The sequence below is a fragment of the Kribbella lupini genome (assembly GCF_039529595.1).
Lineage (GTDB): Bacteria > Actinomycetota > Actinomycetes > Propionibacteriales > Kribbellaceae > Kribbella > Kribbella lupini.
This window is the reverse complement of record NZ_BAAANC010000001.1, coordinates 1022597-1041285: the sequence shown is the minus strand read 5'-3', so window position 1 is coordinate 1041285 and position 18689 is coordinate 1022597. Positions and strand designations below refer to the sequence as shown.

The window sequence follows — 18689 nt, the reverse complement described above, 5'->3', positions numbered from 1 at the left end:
CGCGCCACCTCACCCCAGCCCGCGCACGAACTGCTCCCCCACATGCAGGACGCCGACCCCGACCACCTTCTCCCAGGCTCCGTCCCGGCAGGCCGTCAGCGGCACTCTCGTCGGCGACCTGGACCGACGGATGGCTCGGCACAGGCTGCGGGGTCGGGCGGCGCGGCTTGTCCGTGGGGCGTCGTAGGGTTGGCGCGATTGGGCCGGGTCGCTGCCGTGGATCGCGGGGGTGACCGGCTCGGGCTGCTACCCCTACTCAGCCAGTAGTCGGTTGCCGCAGGCCCCGACAAACTCAGGTTCGGGAGCGCGGGTGATCCCCCGCGACTAGTTGCTGCCAACAACCGATTGAACCGGTACGACTCACCGCCAAACGCGAGCTCCCGCTCGGAATGGTCAGCGCGGTGCAGGAGCTCGGCTCGGTCCTCGGCCCCTCCTGGCTCGACTCGCGCAGTACGCCGACGCCTGACGATGCTTCTGGAGCGTGTCCAGGTCAGGGACGAGGGTGACCGCGAAGTCGCCGTGCAGGCAGAACGCGAGGTTGCCGTCGGTTCGGCAAGAAGGCCGACTGACCAGCACTGACTCGAACACCTTGCAGCCTGCAACAGGTTGCAAGGCGTTTCGGCTGTCGTGCGGCCACAGCGTCAGGGCCCTCGCGATAGCCAGCCCGTTCGGCCTGCCGACCAGGCACCGGCACCGACGCACGCGCCAACCGGCCCACAGATTTGACGGCTTTCGCCGGTCGCCACCAGTTCATGGCCCGAACTGCAGTGTGTGCCCTACCTACTCGGCTTCGAGCCCCGAGTCGTTCAGGAGGGGAAGCTCCTCGTCCGAGGCAGCCAGTTCCTGCTTGACGACGGTCATCGCCAAACCACCCGGGTACCCCTTGCGCGCAAGCATGCCGATCAGACGGCGCATAGCGACCTGCCGGTCAAGGGAACGCATCGAACGCAACTTCTTGCGCACCAACTCGCGCGCGGTCTCTTCCTCCTGGGTCGAGTCAAGCTCTTCCAAGGCATCGCGAGCCAGTTCGTCGTCCACCCCTCGGCGGCGAAGCTCCTGCGCCAGCGCCCGCTTGCCCAGCCCGCGCCCTCGATGCCTGGACTCAACCCAAGCTGTGGCGAACGCCGCGTCGTTGATCAACCCGACCTCGGTGAACCGATCGAGCACCTCGTCGGCGACCTCGTCCGCGATCTCCCGATCAGCCAGTACGTCGGCCAACTCGGCCCGGGTCCGCGGTTGCCCCGTGAGCTTGTCCAACAAGATCGTCCGCGCAACCTGATGCGGATCAGCATCCCGATCCAGCGCCGGGTCCGCCGGCGAACCCGGTCCGTCCCCGTCCCGCGCCCCTCGCCGCGACCGCCCGCCAAACCCACGAGTCGGCCTCCGCCCAGAACGCCCATTCCGACTCGAGCGGCCAGCCGACTCACGCTCCGACGACGAGCCGGGTTCCGTACTCCGAGCATCCGTACCGCCATGCTCGGCAACCTGTTGCTCTGCCGCCCGATCTTCAGCGACCTGGTGCTCCGCCGCCCCACGCTCACCAACCTGGCGCTCTACCGCTCCGCGTTCAACGACCTGCCGCTTAGCAGCCGCACGCCCTCCAGCCCCGTGCTCGCCAACATGCCGCTCAGGACCCACACGCTCTTCAGTCCCGCGCTCCGCGGCAACGCCTGCAGGTCGGCGTCCCACAGACCCAGCTCCCGCAGACCGCGGCTCCGCGACCCCACGCTCTGCGGCTCCGGCCTCCGCAGGTCGGCTGGGGACAGGCGTAGTTTCCTTGCCCCCACGGCCGGTGTTCGCCGACTTCGCGGCCTGGCGTTTCACAAGTTCACGCTCGGTCGAGACGACTTCTGCCGCCGGCTCAACTCCCACTTCCTCGGGCGCAGCGGTGGTGGAGTTCGAGGAGCCGCGGGCCGGACCCCGGCTTCGGGTCGCCGCATTGCCACCACGCACAGCATGCTCATCGCCACGCGCCCCGTAAGCGTCGCCGCTCGTGGTGCGTTCATCGTCGCTCGGCGAGCCCAGGCGTCGACGCCCGCCAGACTTCGCCGGAGCGCTCTCGCTGTCCAGCAGATCCCAGGGATCGACCTCGTCGCCCGCGGGCTTGGCCTTGGCGGACTCAGCGTCCAAGGCATCCCACGGGTCCGCTTCTTCCGACGTCGCCTCCTGCCGGCTGGACGTCGTACCGGACTCGAGCGAATCCCACGGATCGGGCTCTTCGTCCGCCGAACCACGGCGCGACTTCTTACGTCGGGCCTCTTCCTCGAGCGTGTCCCACGGGTCGGGTAGCTCGGGAGCGCTCGCCCGAATGCCGGAGACGGCACCGGAGCGGCTCTCGTCTGACGGCCACGAGAAGTCGTCATCGTCAGTTGTTCGCCGTACGGCGGCAGACCTACCGGACGATCGACGGTTCGCCCCTGCAGCCGAGCGGGAGGATGAACGGCCAACGCCCGACTGTCCCACCGGGTCGTCAGGCGACGTGATTGCTGCGGGGGCGCTATCGACTGCCGGAGTTGAGGTCCCCGCCCCGGAGGCTTCCGCCGCAGCAGGCTTGGGAGTGCTGGACTCCCCTGCGGTGCTGTCGGCACCGTCGGGGGTCCAGAGGGTGGAGCCGGTTGGCCCGTCGGCGAGGAGCCGGCGGGCCAACGCCAGTCGCTCGGCCTGGCTCAGGCCGGTGGCGGGCTGGGGATCAGAAGTCGACATCGACCTCGACCGGCGGAGTCGCGTCGGCCGCGACCTTGTCCTGGCCGATGCCCATCTTCTCCTTGATCTTCTTCTCCAGCTCGTTGGCCAGGTCGGGGTTGTCGCGCAGGAAGTTGCGCGCGTTCTCCCGGCCCTGACCGAGCTGGTCGCTCTCGTAGGTGAACCAGGCGCCGGCCTTGCGGACGAAGCCCTGCTCGACGCCGAGGTCCAGCAGGCTGCCCTCGCGGCTGATGCCCTGGCCGTAGATGATGTCGAACTCGGCCTGCTTGAACGGCGGGGCCACCTTGTTCTTCACGACCTTGACCCGGGTCCGGTTGCCGACGAAGTCGGTACCGTCCTTCAGCGACTCGATCCGGCGGACGTCCAGCCGGACCGACGCGTAGAACTTCAGCGCCTTACCACCGGTCGTGGTCTCCGGGGAGCCGAACATCACGCCGATCTTCTCGCGCAGCTGGTTGATGAAGATCGCGGTGGTGTTGGTCCCGCTGACCGCACCGGTCATCTTCCGCAGCGCCTGGCTCATCAGCCGGGCCTGCAGACCGACGTGGCTGTCACCCATCTCGCCCTCGATCTCGGCGCGCGGCACCAGCGCGGCCACCGAGTCGATCACGACGATGTCGATCGCACCGGAGCGGATCAGCATGTCGGCGATCTCCAGCGCCTGCTCACCGGAGTCCGGCTGGGAGACCAGCAGTGCGTCGGTGTCCACGCCGAGCTTGGCCGCGTAGTCCGGGTCGAGCGCGTGCTCGGCGTCGATGAAGGCGGCGATGCCGCCGGCCCGCTGGGCGTTGGCGACGGCGTGCAGCGCGACCGTCGTCTTACCCGACGACTCCGGACCGTAGATCTCCACCACGCGACCGCGCGGCAGACCACCGATCCCGAGCGCGATGTCGAGCGCGATCGACCCGGTCGGGATGACCTCGATCGGCGCCTTGCCCTGCTCACCCAGCCGCATCACGGAGCCCTTGCCGCACTGCCGCTCGATCTGCGTCAGCGCGGTCGCCAGCGCCTTCTCGCGATCCGCCGCGGCCCGCTCCGCACTCGCTGCTGCACCAGCCATCTGACTGCCACCTGACCCATCTAGTCGTTTCGGGCCGCTGTCCCAGCCGCCCGGAGGAATTTCGCTGTCGTCAGAGAAGGTATGGGTTCGCACCGACAATTTCCGGAGCAGTCCTGGATCTGTGGACAACCCGGGCCTCGTCCGGCGATTCCCGTACGGCACAAACTAACCCGAACACGTGTTCGAACCACAACTGACACGCCGACAACTCCCGAGAACCCGCCGGCGCCTACGCTGACCACCGTGACCGACCGTCCCGACGTCCCCGACTCCGCCGTCGTCCTCGCGCTCAGCCGGGTCGAGTTCGGCATCGACTCGGTGCTCGACGCGCTGCGCACCCAGGACCCGTTCGGCATCCGCAGCATCCTGACCGAGTACTCCACCCAGGAGCAACCCAACCTGGCCGAGAAGGCGCTCATCCTCGCCATCGACCGGCTGCTCAAGATGAAGGTGCCCGGCCACGCGGAGTGGCCGACGCTCCCGCTGGCCACGCGCTGCGACTGGTGGGTCGACCGGCTCGGCGGGTTCGCCGCCGTCGTTGCCGGACTCCCCCGGCTCAGCGGTGCGGCCGCCGACGCCCTGCCGATCAAGGACACCCTCGGCGCCGCCGTACAGGCCATGGTGATCGGCGCGGTCTGCCGGGAGTACGGCGTGGAGGCGCACGCCGACCGTACGGCGGTGATCGCCCGCGTCCTGACCAGCCGGCCGATCACGCCGGACGACGTACTCCGGTACGACGACCCCTCCCAGGCCGGGCAGGACGTGGCCAAGCAATTGGGCCTCGGCGACGAGTCGGAGGAGCGCGGCCTTCGCCAGGGCGTCCGGCTCGTGTGGCGGATCTCCAAGCTGTTCGGTGGCCTCGGCGAGGTCTTCGAGGACCGGCCGCGCGGCAGCCTCGGCGCACGGGCCATCGGCAAGCTCCCGGCGGTCGGTGTGGTCGGAGGCTTCTTCGACGAGCGCAAGGGCATCAAGAAGGCCGCGTACGCCGCCGCGGACCTGCTCACCAACAGCTCGTTCCGGGTCAAGCCGGTCTGACCTGTGCGAGCGGCGTCCGCGCTGGAATGATCAGGGCATGAGCTCGTCGATCACCATCGTCCGTCCGGACCCCACCTGGGCCGCGCAGTTCGAGAAGACGGCCGAGGCCGTACGCCGGATCGTCGGCGACACGGTGATCCGTATCGACCACATCGGTTCGACCGCCGTACCCGGTCTGGCCTCCAAGGACGTGCTCGACATCCAGGCGACGGTCGCCGGTGAGCCGCAGCTGGACGACGCGGCCCAGCTCCTGGTCGGCGCAGACTGGGAGCTCCGGCCACCGCGCCGCGACCACCCGGTGCCCGGTCTGCCTCCCGAGGAGCTGCAGTGGGTCAAACGGCTGGTCGTCGAGCCGATGTACCGGCGCCGGGTCAATCTGCACATCCGCGTCGAGGGCCACGCCAACCAGCGGTACGCGCTGCTCTTCCGCGACTACCTGCGGGCTCACCCGGACACAGCGGCGGCGTACGGCGACTTCAAGCAGCGCGCCGCGGCGCTCCCGTTCGACAACGTGGGCGACTACGCCGACCTCAAGGATCCCGTCTGCGACCTGATCTACCTCCCGGCCGAGGAGTGGGCCGCCCGGACCGGCTGGAAGCCGTAGCGTGACCACAGCACTACTCCGGGCTCGTTGACGCCCTCTGCGGCAGCGAGGACGCTGAATCCGGGGGTGCCGTCGTCGTTGACCCGGCGTACGGCGGGCGGGCGGTGGCCCCAGGGGGCGTGATCGCGGATGAGCGGTATCGGCCGGCTCGCGGCGTTGCCGTGCGGCAAGGTGTCCAAGTGGGTCGTGCTGGTGCTGTGGATCGCCGCGATCGCGGTGTCGTTCGGTCCGGCCGGCAAGCTGACAGGTGCGCAGGACAACGACGCCGTGTCCTGGCTGCCGGGCAACGCGGAGTCCACCGAGGTGCTGAAGGCAACGGCCCGGTTCTCCTCTCCGGACGAGATCCCGGCCGTGCTGGTCTACGAACGTTCGTCCGGGCTGACCCCTGCTGACCAGCAGGCCGTCGCGGCCGACGTCACGGCGTACGGCGAGCTGGAGGGCGTCGACCGGGAGGTGGTCGGCCCGATCCCGTCGGAGGACGGACAGGCGCTGCAGGTCATCGTGCCGATCAACGCGGGCTCCGGCGGCTGGGAGGTCATCGGTGCTCGCGCCGCAGACCTCCGCCAGATCGCAGCCGACCGGCCTGACGGCCTGAGCTTCCACATCACCGGGCCGGGCGGGACGGCTGCTGACTCGCAGGAGGCGTTCGAGGGGATCGACGGCAAGCTGCTCTACTCGGCCGGCGCAGTGGTCATCGTGATCCTCCTGCTCACCTACCGCAGTCCGGTGCTCTGGCTGCTCCCCCTGCTGTCTGCGGGGACCGCTCTGTTCGCCGCACAGGCAGTGGTCTACCTCCTGGCAACCAGAGCCGACCTGACCGTGAACGCACAGAGCGCAGGAATCCTTACTGTGCTGGTGTTCGGCGCCGGTACGGACTACGCACTGCTGCTCGTGGCGCGCTACAGGGAAGAGCTCCGCCGTCATCGGGATCGGCACGAGGCGATGGCGTACGCCCTGCACCGGTCCGGCCCGGCGATCGTTGCCTCCGGCTCCACTGTGGTCGCCGGCATGCTCTGTCTGCTGCTGGCGTCGATGAACTCGACCAGCGGGCTCGGCCCGGTCGCTGCGGTCGGCATCGTCGTCGCACTGCTCGCCATGCTGACCCTGTTGCCGGCTCTGCTCGTCATCTGCGGTCGCTGGGTCTTCTGGCCGCTGCGACCGGCGTACGGCTCAGACGACCACACCGAGACCAGCGTCTGGGGGCGGATCGGTCGCCGGATCGCTGTAAGGCCTCGGCTGACGTGGGTGACCACCACTGTGCTGCTGGCCGCCGCTGCGCTCGGCATGCTGTCGCTGAACCCGGACGGGCTCTCCAACGAGGAGTCCTTCACCGGTACGCCGGACTCGGTGATCGGCGAACGCATCGTTGCCGCACACTTCCCAGCCGGTGCCGGTAACCCGCTGGTCGTTGTCAGCAACGCCGATCAGGCTCCGGCCGTCAGCGCCGCCCTGAAGTCGACACCTGGTGTCGCAGCCGTGGCCGAGCCGCAGTCGTCGGACGGGCTGGCCTACATCGAGGGAACGCTGCAGGACCCTGCGGACAGTCAGGCGGCCAAGGACACCGTTGACCGCGCACGAGCCGCCGTTCACGCGGTAGCGGGCGCGGATGCGCTCGTCGGTGGCGGTACGGCGATCCTGCTGGACACCCAGCGGGCTGCCGTCCACGACAACAAGGTGATCATCCCCGTCGTACTGGCTGTGGTGCTGCTGATCCTGGCGCTGCTCCTGCGGTCGCTGCTGGCCCCCGTGCTGCTCGTGGCGACCGTGGTGCTCTCGTTCGGGGCCGCACTCGGGATCAGCTCACTGGTCTTCCACAACGTGCTCGGGTTCGAGGGGGCGGATTCGTCGCTGCCGCTGTTCGTCTTCGTCTTCCTGGTGGCGCTGGGCATCGACTACAACATCTTCCTGATGACCCGGGTGCACGAGGAGGCCAAGCAGCACGGGACCCGCCGCGGCGCACTGATCGGCGTCGCCGCGACCGGTGGGGTGATCACGTCGGCCGGACTGGTGCTGGCGGGGACGTTCGCCGTACTGGCGACGCTGCCGCTGGTCGCGTTCGCCGAGATCGGGATCGCGGTGGCGCTCGGCGTGCTGCTGGACACGATCGTGGTCCGGTCGGTGCTGGTGACCGCGCTCAACCTCGACGTCGGGCGGCACCTGTGGTGGCCGAGCAAACTGGCTCAGCAGCGCGATCCCGAGCCGGAGACGTCGCTGCCGGAGCCGGAGCCTGAGCCGACTCTGGCGAGCAGCTAGATTCTGCCGCTCGCCAGAAGTCTCAGCGTTCGCTGGGTGGTAGCTGAAGGTGTGCCCAGACGGCTCGCCAGACGGTCTTGGCGTGCTCCCCCTCGGCCAGTGCTTCGGCGACAGTGCGTCCGCCGAGGCCGCTGATCACCTGCGTCTCGGCCCAGGTCCTCGAGTACGACGCGCCGAGCGCGCGGTCCATCCGATCCCAGAACTCGGTGAGCCTCATGCCCGCCCGTCGTCCTGCGGTGGCCGGCCCCAACCGCCTTGCTGCGGCGGCTGGCCCTGCTGCGGCGGCTGCTGGCCTTGCTGGGGAGGCCGGCCCTGCTGAGGCGGCTGCTGGCCCTGCTGCGGGGGCTGGTTCCAGCCGCCCTGCTGCGGAGGCTGCTGCTGCGGCTGACCCCAACCCTGACCGCCCTGCTGCGGCGGAGGCTGCTGGCCACCCCACTGGCCAGGCTGCCCCTGCTGCGGCTGACCCGGGTACTGCGGCTGGCCCGGGTACTGCTGACCGGGCTGCCCGTACTGCGGACCAGGCTGGCCGTACTGACCAGGCTGCTGCCCGTACTGACCGCCAGGACCCTGCGGGCCGCCGTACTGCGGACCCTGCGGTCCCCACTGTCCCGGCTGCGGCTGGCCCGGGTACTGCCCGTACTGGCCGCCTCCTGGGAACTGCTGCTGCTGCTTCTTGCGGCCGCGCAGGATGAAGAACACCACCGCGGCGGCAGCCAGGAGCACCAGCACGATGATCAGGATGATCGCCCAGACGGGGAACGCGCTGCCGGCCTCGGAGGTCAGCGAGACCTTGCCGAGCTTGTCCAGGCTGTCGTACGTCGCCGTACGGCCGTTGATCTGCGCGCCGTCGTCGTGCTCGAGGATCTTGCCCGGCATGGTGATCTTGAAGTTGACCACCGGCTGCACACTGTCCGGGATCTGGTTGCCCAGGTTGGTGTCCTTCACGCTGACGACGAACTTGTCACCGTCCTTGCCGAAGCCCACCCCGCCGGCCGTCGACGTGCCCATGTCGCTGAACGGGACGTTGTCGAAGGCGCAGTCCGAGCCGACGTACTTGTCGTCCTCGTACGGCTTGCAGCTGACGCCTGTGGTGTCGCTCTTCTTGATCGCGCCCTCGACCTGCTTGCGGATGGCGTCGAGCGACTGCCCGCTGGACTCGACCAACTGCTTGTCGACACCGATCTTCATGGTCCCCGAGACCGTCTCGTCGGAGTTCACCTTCAGGTCGGCGTCGAGGTTGACGCACCCGGTCAGGCCGATCAGGCACGCCCCGGCAACGAGCGCCATGCGCAAGCGGTTCTTCATGACGCAGATCATTCCAGACCACGGGGACAGAACGTGTCCGGGCGGGTACTTGAGGCGCCGGACCGGAAACTGTCGGAGGGACCCGGCACTATGGGGAACGTGCAGAAGTCCACCGCGTTGAGCCGCTTCTCGCCCGCGACCCGGGCGTGGTTCGGCGACGTCTTCGAAGCGGCCACCCCGGCCCAGCTCGAGGCGTGGGACGCGATCACCGCGGGCCGGGACGCGCTGGTCGTCGCGCCCACCGGTTCGGGCAAGACGCTGGCCGCCTTCCTGTGGGCCCTGGACCGGCTGGCCACCACTCCCCCGCCGGACGACCCGAAGCTGCGCTGCCGGGTGCTGTACGTCTCGCCGCTGAAGGCGCTGGCGGTCGACGTCGAGCGCAACCTGCGCGCGCCGCTGATCGGCATCCGGGAGACCGCGCGCCGGCTCGGCGAGGCGCCGGTCGACGTCGAAGTCGCCGTGCGCTCCGGGGACACCCCGGCCAACGAGCGGCAGCGGTTCGCGCGCCGGCCCTCCGACGTACTGATCACGACGCCCGAGTCGCTGTTCCTGATGATGACGTCGCAGGCCCGCGAGTCCTTGCGCGGCGTCGAGACCGTGATCGTCGACGAGGTGCACGCGGTCGCGGGCACGAAGCGCGGCGCTCACATGGCCCTCACGCTGGAGCGGCTCGATGCGCTGCTGCCCAAGCCGGCTCAGCGGATCGGGCTCTCGGCAACGGTCCGGCCGGTCGAGGAGGTCGCCCGGTTCCTCGGCGGCGAGCGGCCGGTGACGGTGGTGCAGCCCAAGTTCACCAAGCAGTGGGACCTGAGCGTCGTCGTACCGGTCGAGGACATGGCCGAGCTCGCGACCACCGAGATCGAGACGTCGGGATCGGCTGCCGGCCCGCCGCGGCACGCGTCGATCTGGCCGCACGTCGAGGAGCACGTGTTCGACCTGATCTCCTCACACCGCTCGACGATCGTCTTCTCGAACTCGCGCCGCCTGGCCGAGCGTCTCACCGCCCGCCTCAACGAGATCGCCGCCGAGCGGGCCGAAGTGGAGTTGCCGGACACCGGTTCACCGGCGCAGGTGATGGCTCAGTCCGGGGCATCGTTGGCGGCGCCGCCGTTGATCGCGCGGGCGCACCACGGCTCGGTGAGCAAGGAGCAACGCGCATTGATCGAGGCCGACCTGAAGTCCGGCCGGCTACCTTGCGTGGTCGCGACGAGCAGTTTGGAGTTGGGCATCGACATGGGCGCGGTCGACCTGGTGATCCAGGTCGAGGCGCCGCCGTCGGTGGCGAGCGGGCTGCAGCGGGTCGGGCGAGCCGGTCACCAGGTCGGCGCGACGTCTCGTGGCGTGCTGTTCCCCAAGTTCCGCGGCGACCTGGTCGACACGGCCGTCGTCGTGCAGCGGATGCGCGACGGGCTGATCGAGAGCCTGCACATCCCGGCGAACCCGCTCGACGTGCTGGCGCAGCAGATCGTCTCCATCGTCGCGCTCGACACGATCGACGTCGACGAGCTCTTCACACTGGTACGGCGGTGCGCGCCGTTCGCGACGCTTCCGCGTTCGGCGTACGACGGGGTGCTGGACATGCTGTCCGGGCGGTACCCATCGGACGAGTTCGCCGAGCTTCGGCCCCGGATCGTGTTCGACCGGGTCAGCGGGGAGATCTCCGGCCGTCCGGGCGCGCAGCGGCTCGCCGTGACCAGCGGCGGCACGATCCCGGATCGCGGACTGTTCGGCGTCTTCCTGGTCGGCGAGTCGACCAATCACCGGGTTGGCGAGCTGGACGAGGAGATGGTCTACGAGTCGCGCGTGGGCGACGTGTTCACGCTCGGCGCGTCCAGCTGGCGGATCGAGGACATCACCCATGACCGGGTGCTGGTCTCGCCAGCGCCGGGTCAGCCCGGGCGGCTGCCGTTCTGGAAGGGTGACGCGGTCGGGCGCCCGGCCGAGCTAGGCGCGGCGACCGGTGCGTTCGTGCGCACCATGGCGGCGCTCCCACCGGCCAAGGCGATCAAGCGCGCCCGTGAAGCAGGCCTGGACGAATACGCGGCGAACAACCTGGTCGCGTACCTGGGCGAGCAGCGCGAAGCGACCAGCCGAGTGCCGGACGACGTGACGATCCTGGTCGAACGGTTCCGCGACGAGCTGGGCGACTGGCGAGTCTGCATCCATTCGCCGTACGGCGGGCAGGTGCACGGCCCGTGGGCGTTGGCGATCGCCGCGCGGCTGCGCGAGCGGTACGGGATGGACGCCCAGTCGGTCTCGGGTGACGACGGGATCGTGCTGCGGCTTCCCGAGACCGACGAGCCGCCGCCGGGGGCCGAACTGGTGCTGTTCGATCCGGCCGAGATCGAGGACCTGGTGACTGCGGAGGTCGGCGGGTCCGCCCTGTTCGCGGCCCGCTTCCGCGAATGCGCAGCGAGAGCCTTGCTGCTGCCGCGGCGCAATCCTGGGAAGCGATCGCCGTTGTGGCAGCAGCGGCAGCGTTCGGCTCAGCTGCTCAGCGTCGCCAGCAAGTACGGGTCGTTCCCGATCGTGCTGGAGACGCTGCGTGAGGTGCTGCAGGACGTCTACGACCTGAACGCGCTGAAGGATCTGCTGACCGGGATCGGTGAGCGGCGGATCTCCGTGGTCGAGGTCGAGACTCCGGAGGCATCGCCGTTCGCGAAGTCGCTGCTGTTCGGGTACGTGGGCGCTTTCATGTACGAGGGCGACGCGCCGCTGGCCGAGAAGCGAGCGGCCGCGCTCGCGCTCGACCAGAGTCTGCTGTCGGAGTTGCTCGGCCGGACCGAGCTGCGCGAGCTGCTCGATGCCGAGGTCGTGCTGCGGACCGAGGCCGAGCTGCAGCGGTTGGCGGAGGATCGCCGGGCGCGCAACGCGGAAGGACTGTTCGACGTACTGCGCTTGGTGGGGCCGCTGTCCGTCCACGAGGCCGGCCAGCGGTGTGTCGACGGCTCGGATGCCGAGGCGTGGTTGACGGAACTGGCGGCGGCCCGGCGGGTGGTCCGCGTCCGGATCGCGGGCGAGCATCGATGGGCTGTGGTCGAGGACGTTGCTCGGCTGCGGGATGCCCTCGGCGTGCCGGTGCCTCCTGGAGTCGCAGAGGCGCATGCCGAGTCGGTCGCGGATCCGCTGGGCGATCTGGTCTCGCGCTACGCCCGGACGCATGGCCCGTTCCGGGCGGTGGACCTGGCGACGCATCTCGGGACCGGCGTCGCGGTCGTGACGGACACGTTGCGGCGGCTCGGTGCCGCTGGCCGCGTCGTCGAGGGCGAGTTCCTGCCTGGCGGCATCGCGATGGAGTGGTGCGACAGCGAGATCCTTCGGCTGCTGCGGCGACGGTCCTTGGCCGCGCTGCGCAAGGAAGTCGAGCCCGTCGAGCCTGCGGCTCTGGCGCGGTTCCTGCCTGCCTGGCAGGGAATCACGAGCAGCCGCGGGCGTGGGTACGACGTACTGCTCGGTGCCATCGAGCAGCTGGCCGGATGTGCTGTGCCTGGGTCGGCGCTGGAGTCCATCGTGCTGCCGGCACGAGTGCCTGGGTATCAGCCGTCGATGCTGGACGAGCTGACGGCGACCGGTGAGGTGATCTGGGCTGGATCCGGTTCGTTGCCGGGGACGGATGGCTGGGTCTCGCTGCACCTGGCGGACAACTGCGATCTGACGTTGCCGGATCCGGACACCACGCTCGAGGTGGGCGAGACGCATCAGGCGGTGCTGGACGCTCTGGCCGGAGGCGGCGCGTTCTTCTTCCGTCAGCTCAGCGATGCGGTCGGCGCGGCCGGCGGTGTGGTCGACGACGAGACCATGGTCGGCGTTCTCTGGGACCTTGTCTGGGCCGGGTACCTGACGAACGACACCTTGGCGCCGGTGCGGTCGTTGGTCGGCGGAGGTCGCGGAAGTCATCGGACCCGACGGGCGACGCCGCGGGCCCGTCCTGGGCGAGCGCCTCGGCCTGGCCGGCCGGCGATGCCTGCTCGCAGCGGTCCGCCGACGGCCGGCGGGCGATGGTCGTTGCTACCGGAGCGGAATGAGGACCCGACACGTCGGGCGCATGCTGCGGCCGAGACGCTCCTGGATCGCTACGGGATCGTCACGCGCGGATCGGTGATCACCGAGCGGACGCCTGGCGGATTCGCGGCCGTGTACAAGGTTTTGAGCGCCTTCGAGGAGTCGGGACGCTGCCGTCGTGGGTACTTCGTCGCCGGGCTGGGAGCGGCGCAGTTCGCGCTTCCTGGCGCTGTCGATCGGCTGCGGGCTTTGGCGGACGGCGCGCCTGGTGGCGGGCGGGAGGATTCCGCGGCGCCGGCCGTCGTACTGGCTGCTTCTGATCCTGCGAACCCGTACGGCGCTGCGTTGCCGTGGCCGGAGCGGGAGAACGCCGGCGGACATCGGCCGGGCCGCAAGGCCGGTGCGTTGGTCATGCTCGTCGACGGGAAACTGATCGTGTACGTCGAGCGCGGTGGGCGGACGGTGCTGAGCTTCACCGAGGATCCGGAGCTGCTACAGCCGGCCGTCGACGCGTTGGCGCTCGCGATCCGGGACGGGCATCTGGGCAAGCTAAGCGTCGAGACCGCGGACGGCGAGCAGGTGCGGCACACCGCCTTCGGCGACGCCTTGGCGAAGGCCGGATTCCACGCGACGCCGCGCGGGCTGCGGCTGCGCGTTTGAGGCTGCTGCCATGCCTGAAGGAGACACCGTCTGGCGCGCGACCAAGCGGCTCGACCAAGCGCTGGCCGGGAAGGTGCTGCTCAAGACCGACTTCCGGGTACCGACCTTGGCGACGACCGATCTGAGCGGCCGGACCGTCGTCGAGGTCGTGCCGCGGGGCAAGCATCTGCTGATGCGGCTGACGGGCGACACAACGATCCACAGCCACTTCCGGATGGAGGGCAGCTGGCACCTGTACCGGCCAGGCGAGCGATGGAAGGGCGGTCCTGATTTCCAGGTCCGGGCAGTGTTGGAGACCGAGTCGTGGACGGCGGTGGGGTATCGGCTGCCGGTCCTCGAACTGGTGCCGACCTCGGCCGAGGACAGCGTGGTCGGGCATCTCGGTCCTGACCTTTTGTCGCCGACGTTCGACCGAGCGGTTGCCCTGGCCAACTTGTCGGCCGATCCGCAGCGAACGATCAGCGAGGCGTTGCTCGACCAGCGGAACCTGGCCGGCATCGGGAACTTCTACCGGACGGAGGTCTGCTTCCTGCTCGGATTGCATCCCTGGCGTCCAGTCTCGACGGTCGATCTCGGGGCCGCGGTCGACCTGAGTCGGCGGCTGATGAAGGCGAACCTCGTTCACGCGGCGCAGGTCACCACCGGCGTGGATCGGCCGGGGCAACGCAGTTGGGTGTTCGAGCGACCGGGGAAGCCGTGCCGTCGGTGCCGCACGCCCATCAAGACGGCCCCGATCGGCGAACCGCCGCGGGAGCGAGTCAGCTACTGGTGCCCACGCTGCCAGCCCGAGAACTGACCTGTGGACAACCCCGGCGGCCGGGACGGAAACGGATACCTTCTCTGACGAGACGAGATCGAACATGTGTTCGATTCGGAGAGGAGAAGGTCGTGACGGAGATCTGTTACCGGCGCCTGGACGATGCGTACCCACGGCAGGTGCTGCAGCAGGTGGACAGCCAAGGCTGGGCCGTAGAGCACGATGCCAGGCCGGAATGGCCTGCGCCGGTCACGTCGACGATCGGACTTTGCCTGCGCGGGCATCCGGAGTTCATGGTGTTCGGCTGCGACGCCTCGGCGGGACTCGCGCTGCTGGAGCCGCTGGCGCTGGCCGTCCAGGACGGGCATCGGCTGCACGACTGCGACGAGCCGAACCGCTTCTATCCCGGCGTCGAGCGCATCGAGTTGATCTACTTCCCATTGACCACGACGTACCTGCCGACGGTCAACCAGCTCTTCCGGCGCGACGGCGCCGCGCCGATCCCCGCCCAGCTGCTGCTCCGGGCCGAGTTGCTGCAGGGACCGCCAACCGACGTACCGAGGCCGATCACGAGGACGACGTACCTGGTCAGCGAATACAGAACTCGCCACGCCGCCAAGGCGGGTGGCGAGTCATGACGACCGGATCAGGCCGCGACGACCTCGGGCTCGATCGTCGTGTGGGCCAGCACCAGAGCCTCTTCGCGGGCCAGGTCCTCGCTCACCTCGGCGAAGATCATCGAGAGTGGTACGTCGAGGGCCGTGCAGATTGCCGCCAGCAACTCGCTCGAGGCTTCCTTCTGACCGCGCTCCACCTCGGAGAGGTAGCCCAGGCTCACCCGGGCCTCGGCGGACACCTCGCGCAGAGTGCGCCCCTGGCGCAGCCGCTTACGCCGCAGTACGTCGCCCAGCAGGCCACGAACCAGCACCATGAGGTTTCTCCCTTCCGCCTGTCGGACCGAATCTACTCGCACCGTAGCTCGACCGTGGGAACCAACGGTACCCGTTGCCGGGTCACTACTGTTCGCAACGTCCAGCTTCGGTGCGCCGCCCCAGTCTGCCCTACCTCTGCCCATGCTGGTCTCAACACCCCGATCAGCCAGGATCTTCCGTCATCAACTCGGCTCCCAGCCGCAGGACCGCCTCGACACTCCCCCAGCGGACGGCGGCCCGATCACCGCTCAGCGAGAGCTTGCGGACCTCGACCTTGTGCGGCCCGGCCGCCGCGACGTACACCGTGCCGGCCTCGACACCGGCCTGTGGATCCGGTCCGGCCACACCCGTCGTGGCGAGGCCGTAGGTGGCCCCCAGCCGCTCCCGGACGCCCACCGCCAGCGCGTGGGCCGTATCGGGATGCACGGGCCCGACAGCGGCCAGCAGGTCCTCGGGAACGCCTGCGAGGGTCGCCTTCAGGTCGGTGGCGTAGACGATCACGCCGCCGCGGTAGACGGCAGAGATTCCCGGTACGTCGGTCAGGGTGGCGCCGACGAGACCGCCGGTGAGCGACTCGGCGGTGGCGACCGTGGCCTCGCGTTCCTTCAGGAGCTCTACGAAGGAGGCGAGTGCCGCGTCGAGGCTGTTGGGCTCACGCTCGCGCGACGCGGTGTGGCGGCCGGGAGACGAGGCTTGACCAGCAGTCGTTGCGTTGGCCGAACTCATGGGCGGCATGTTTGCGCCACTTCGCTGGTCGGGCGTGTCGGCCGTCATGGGAGCGGGCGTTTGGCCGCTGCGCGGAGACGGACCGCGCGGCCCACGTAGTCGAGGCCGGTCGCGATCGTCACGATCACGGCTGCGGCCATGAACGCCACGGCGGTCCAGTGCAGGACCGCCACCGAGTGCCAGGGAAGGAGGTAGAGACCGAGTGCGATCGCCTGCAGGACCGTTTTCAGCTTGCCGCCGCGACTGGCCGGCATCACACCGTGCCGAATCACCCAGAACCGGAGCGCGGTCACCCCCCACTCACGGACCATCACCACGATGGTGACCCACCACGGCAGGTCGCCCAGCAGGGACAGCCCGATGAAGGCGGCCCCAGTGAGTGCCTTGTCCGCGATCGGGTCGGCGATCTTGCCGAAGTTGGTGACCATGTTCCAGCGGCGGGCGATGTCGCCGTCGAACCGGTCGGTGACGATCGCGACCACGAAGGCGGCTGTCGCCAGCAGCCGGTTCCCGTCCTCGGCTCCAGCGTCGCGCAGCAGCAGCCAGACGAACAACGGCACCAGGACGAGCCGCAGCACCGTCAGCCCGTTCGCCACGTTCCAGGCGCTCGGCGCGCTGATCGGACCGGTGGCCGCGTGCGGCACCGGGTTCGTCGGCGGGTTCGTCACGCGGTCAGGTTAGCTGCCTGGACGACTTCCTGGGGTCGCACGTGCGCGGCGTACTCCGCGACGAGGTCGACTCCCTCACTCGCCACCACGGTGGCGACGACGAGATCTCCGAGGGCCAGACCATCGGGCAGACCGGTCAGCGTGGTGGAGCCGTCGACCTCGGGGCCCTGGTGGGCAGCGCGGCCTTCGGCGGTGTCGCCGTCCAGGGACTCGACCAGCACCTCGAGCGTCTCACCGATCCGCGCCTCGGCGCGGGCCGAGGTCAGGTCCTCGGCCAACCGGGTCACGCGGTCGAGCCGGGCCGCGATCGTGTCCTCGTCCAGCTTGCCGTCGTAGGTCTCGGCCTCGGTGCCGTCCTCGTCGGAGTACCCGAACACCCCGATCGCGTCGAGCCCGGCGCGGGAAAGGAAGTCGCAGAGAATGTCCACGTCCTCCTCGGTCTCCCCCGGGAACCCGACGATCACGTTGCTCCGGATGCCCGCGGTGGGCGCCTGGGCGCGGACCTGCTCGATGAGCTCGAGGAACCGCTCCGCGTCACCGAACCGGCGCATCCGGCGCAGCAGCGGGCCGGACGCGTGCTGGAACGACAGATCGAAGTACGGCACGACGCCGGGCGTCGAGGTCATCGCGCTGATCAGCGTCGGGCGCATCTCGGCCGGCTGCAGGTACGAAACGCGGACCCGTGTCAGTCCCGGTACGGCCGCGATCTCGCCGACGAGCGTCTCCAGCAGCCGCAGGTCGCCGAGGTCCTTGCCGTACGAGGTCGAGTTCTCGGAGACGAGGAAGACCTCGCGCACGCCGTTCTCGGCGAGCCAGTGGGCTTCGCCGAGCACCTCGGTCGGCCGCCGCGACACGAACGCACCACGGAACGCCGGAATCGCGCAGAAGGCACAACGCCGGTCGCAGCCCGACGCCAGCTTCAGCGGGGCCATCGGGCCACCGTCCAGACGCCGCCGCATGACTCGCGGACCGCTGGCCGGCGCGCTCATCAGGTCCGGAGCGTCGATGGTCAACTCGGAGGGCTCGGACGGCTTGACCGCACGCCCCTTGAGCTCAGCCGTGGCACCGGCCGCCAGCGCGTCGACGTCGCCGCTCGTGGGCTTCAGTGAAGAGGGGATGTGAGACGCGTGTGCTCCTGCCGCAACGTGAGCGGAGACCGCGCCACCGTTGTCAGCCGCCGTATCGCCGTGGCCGGGCACTGCGACACCGTGAGCGCCGGCGCGGGCTGCTGGGGCAAGCGGAAGCAGTTTGCGACGGTCGCGCGGCACGTGCGACTGGTGCTTGGTCCCGGAGAGGATCGAGCGCAGCTTGTCGGAGATGTCGGCGTAGTCGTCGAAGCCGAGCACCGCGTCCGTCTCCGGCAGCGCCTCGGCCAACTGCTCGCCGTACCGCTCAGCCAGGCACCCGACCGCAACGACGGCCTGCGTGCGGCCCGAGTCCTTGTAGTCGGAGGCGGCCAGCAACGTGTCGACCGAGTCCTTCTTGGCAGCCTCGACGAATCCGCAGGTGTTCACCACCACGGTGTCCGCCTCGGACGCGTCCTCCACCAGCCGGAATCCGCCGGCTTCCAAACGCCCGGCCAGTTCCTCAGAGTCCACATCATTACGAGCACAGCCCAGAGTGACCAGGGCGACAGTCGTGGGGTTCGTAGTCATCACCCCGAGTATGACTGCTGCCACCCCCACGCCCATAACCAACCACCTCACCCGCTGCTCGACGCAGGTGGTAGTCAGCCACTCAGCGGTTGGCCAGCGCCGGCTTCACCGGCGTCGGCGTCGGGCAGATGTGCGGCTGGCAACAAGCCGACGCCGGGCGAAACCGCCGGAGGGCCTTGTCGAAGAGCGCGTCCCAAGGACGCTGCCGCGGGATCAGCACGTTGGCGAGCCGCAGCACCGTGGAAGCAGCAGGAGCACCGCGCCAGCACGCCGTCGTCACGCAGACCGCGCGTCCTCCCCGCCGAACGCCGTCTTTGGTGGCGGCGGGC

The 18689-nt window shown here is 69.6% G+C and carries 15 protein-coding genes; 6 read left to right on the top strand and 9 right to left on the bottom strand.

What is annotated here, in order from left to right:
* Positions 1-780 precede the first annotated feature (780 nt).
* Together ABD235_RS39895 and recA are read right to left on the bottom strand one after the other, a co-directional pair.
* On the bottom strand, positions 781-2703 hold the full coding sequence (locus ABD235_RS39895; RefSeq protein WP_425553071.1) for a RecX family transcriptional regulator: 1923 nt from the start codon (positions 2701-2703) through the stop codon (positions 781-783).
* Positions 2690-3763, bottom strand: coding sequence for a recombinase RecA (gene recA, locus ABD235_RS04700; RefSeq protein WP_344169886.1), 1074 nt, complete (start codon positions 3761-3763; stop codon positions 2690-2692). The genes ABD235_RS39895 and recA overlap by 14 nt, the downstream gene beginning before the upstream one ends.
* Positions 3764-4006: 243 nt before the next feature.
* Between recA and ABD235_RS04695 the strand changes: the two genes are divergently transcribed.
* From ABD235_RS04695 to ABD235_RS04685, 3 genes are all read left to right on the top strand, one after another.
* Positions 4007-4798: a hypothetical protein gene (locus ABD235_RS04695; RefSeq protein ID WP_344169883.1), complete on the top strand. Its 792-nt coding sequence runs from the start codon at positions 4007-4009 to the stop codon at positions 4796-4798.
* Between the two features lie 37 nt (positions 4799-4835).
* A complete protein-coding gene (locus tag ABD235_RS04690) occupies positions 4836-5402 on the top strand; it encodes a GrpB family protein (RefSeq protein WP_344169880.1) in 567 nt (188 codons plus the stop codon).
* A 129-nt stretch (positions 5403-5531) separates the two neighbouring features.
* Positions 5532-7655 carry an MMPL family transporter gene (locus ABD235_RS04685; RefSeq protein WP_344169877.1) on the top strand — a complete coding sequence of 708 codons (2124 nt, stop codon included), beginning with the start codon at positions 5532-5534 and terminating at the stop codon, positions 7653-7655.
* A gap of 22 nt (positions 7656-7677) precedes the next feature.
* On the opposite strand, the gene ABD235_RS04680 is transcribed toward ABD235_RS04685, so the two are convergent.
* Positions 7678-7872 (bottom strand): DUF3046 domain-containing protein, encoded by a 195-nt coding sequence (locus ABD235_RS04680; protein ID WP_344169875.1) that lies wholly within the window; start codon positions 7870-7872, stop codon positions 7678-7680.
* Positions 7869-8960 carry an LppM family (lipo)protein gene (locus ABD235_RS04675; RefSeq protein ID WP_344169872.1) on the bottom strand — a complete coding sequence of 364 codons (1092 nt, stop codon included), beginning with the start codon at positions 8958-8960 and terminating at the stop codon, positions 7869-7871. Before ABD235_RS04675 ends, ABD235_RS04680 begins: the two co-directional genes overlap by 4 nt.
* Before the next feature lie 90 nt (positions 8961-9050).
* Between ABD235_RS04675 and ABD235_RS04670 the strand changes: the two genes are divergently transcribed.
* The 3 genes from ABD235_RS04670 (at position 9051) to ABD235_RS04660 (ending at position 15017) form a co-directional block, all read left to right on the top strand.
* Entirely contained in the window at positions 9051-13622 is a 4572-nt protein-coding gene (locus tag ABD235_RS04670) for an ATP-dependent helicase (RefSeq protein ID WP_344169869.1), read from the top strand.
* A 10-nt stretch (positions 13623-13632) separates the two neighbouring features.
* The gene (locus ABD235_RS04665) at positions 13633-14418 is read left to right on the top strand and encodes an Fpg/Nei family DNA glycosylase (RefSeq protein ID WP_344169866.1); all 786 of its coding nucleotides are present in this window, start codon (positions 13633-13635) and stop codon (positions 14416-14418) included.
* Positions 14419-14510: 92 nt separating this feature from the next.
* Positions 14511-15017, top strand: coding sequence for a DUF4262 domain-containing protein (locus ABD235_RS04660; protein WP_344169863.1), 507 nt, complete (start codon positions 14511-14513; stop codon positions 15015-15017).
* A gap of 8 nt (positions 15018-15025) precedes the next feature.
* Here the strand turns inward: ABD235_RS04660 and ABD235_RS04655 are convergent, their stop codons facing one another.
* The 5 genes from ABD235_RS04655 to ABD235_RS04635 all read right to left on the bottom strand — a co-directional run bounded on the left by ABD235_RS04655 (position 15026) and on the right by ABD235_RS04635 (position 18640).
* Positions 15026-15310, bottom strand: a complete 285-nt coding sequence (locus ABD235_RS04655; protein WP_184794210.1) for a helix-turn-helix domain-containing protein — start codon at positions 15308-15310, stop codon at positions 15026-15028.
* A 163-nt stretch (positions 15311-15473) separates the two neighbouring features.
* Positions 15474-16037: a CinA family protein gene (locus ABD235_RS04650; protein ID WP_344169858.1), complete on the bottom strand. Its 564-nt coding sequence runs from the start codon at positions 16035-16037 to the stop codon at positions 15474-15476.
* A 44-nt stretch (positions 16038-16081) separates the two neighbouring features.
* Entirely contained in the window at positions 16082-16705 is a 624-nt protein-coding gene (gene pgsA / locus ABD235_RS04645; protein WP_344169855.1) for a CDP-diacylglycerol--glycerol-3-phosphate 3-phosphatidyltransferase, read from the bottom strand.
* On the bottom strand, positions 16702-18360 hold the full coding sequence (rimO, locus tag ABD235_RS04640) for a 30S ribosomal protein S12 methylthiotransferase RimO (RefSeq protein ID WP_344169852.1): 1659 nt from the start codon (positions 18358-18360) through the stop codon (positions 16702-16704). Before rimO ends, pgsA begins: the two co-directional genes overlap by 4 nt.
* A gap of 82 nt (positions 18361-18442) precedes the next feature.
* Positions 18443-18640, bottom strand: a complete 198-nt coding sequence (locus ABD235_RS04635) for a hypothetical protein (protein WP_344169849.1) — start codon at positions 18638-18640, stop codon at positions 18443-18445.
* Between the last annotated feature and the right edge of the window lie 49 nt (positions 18641-18689).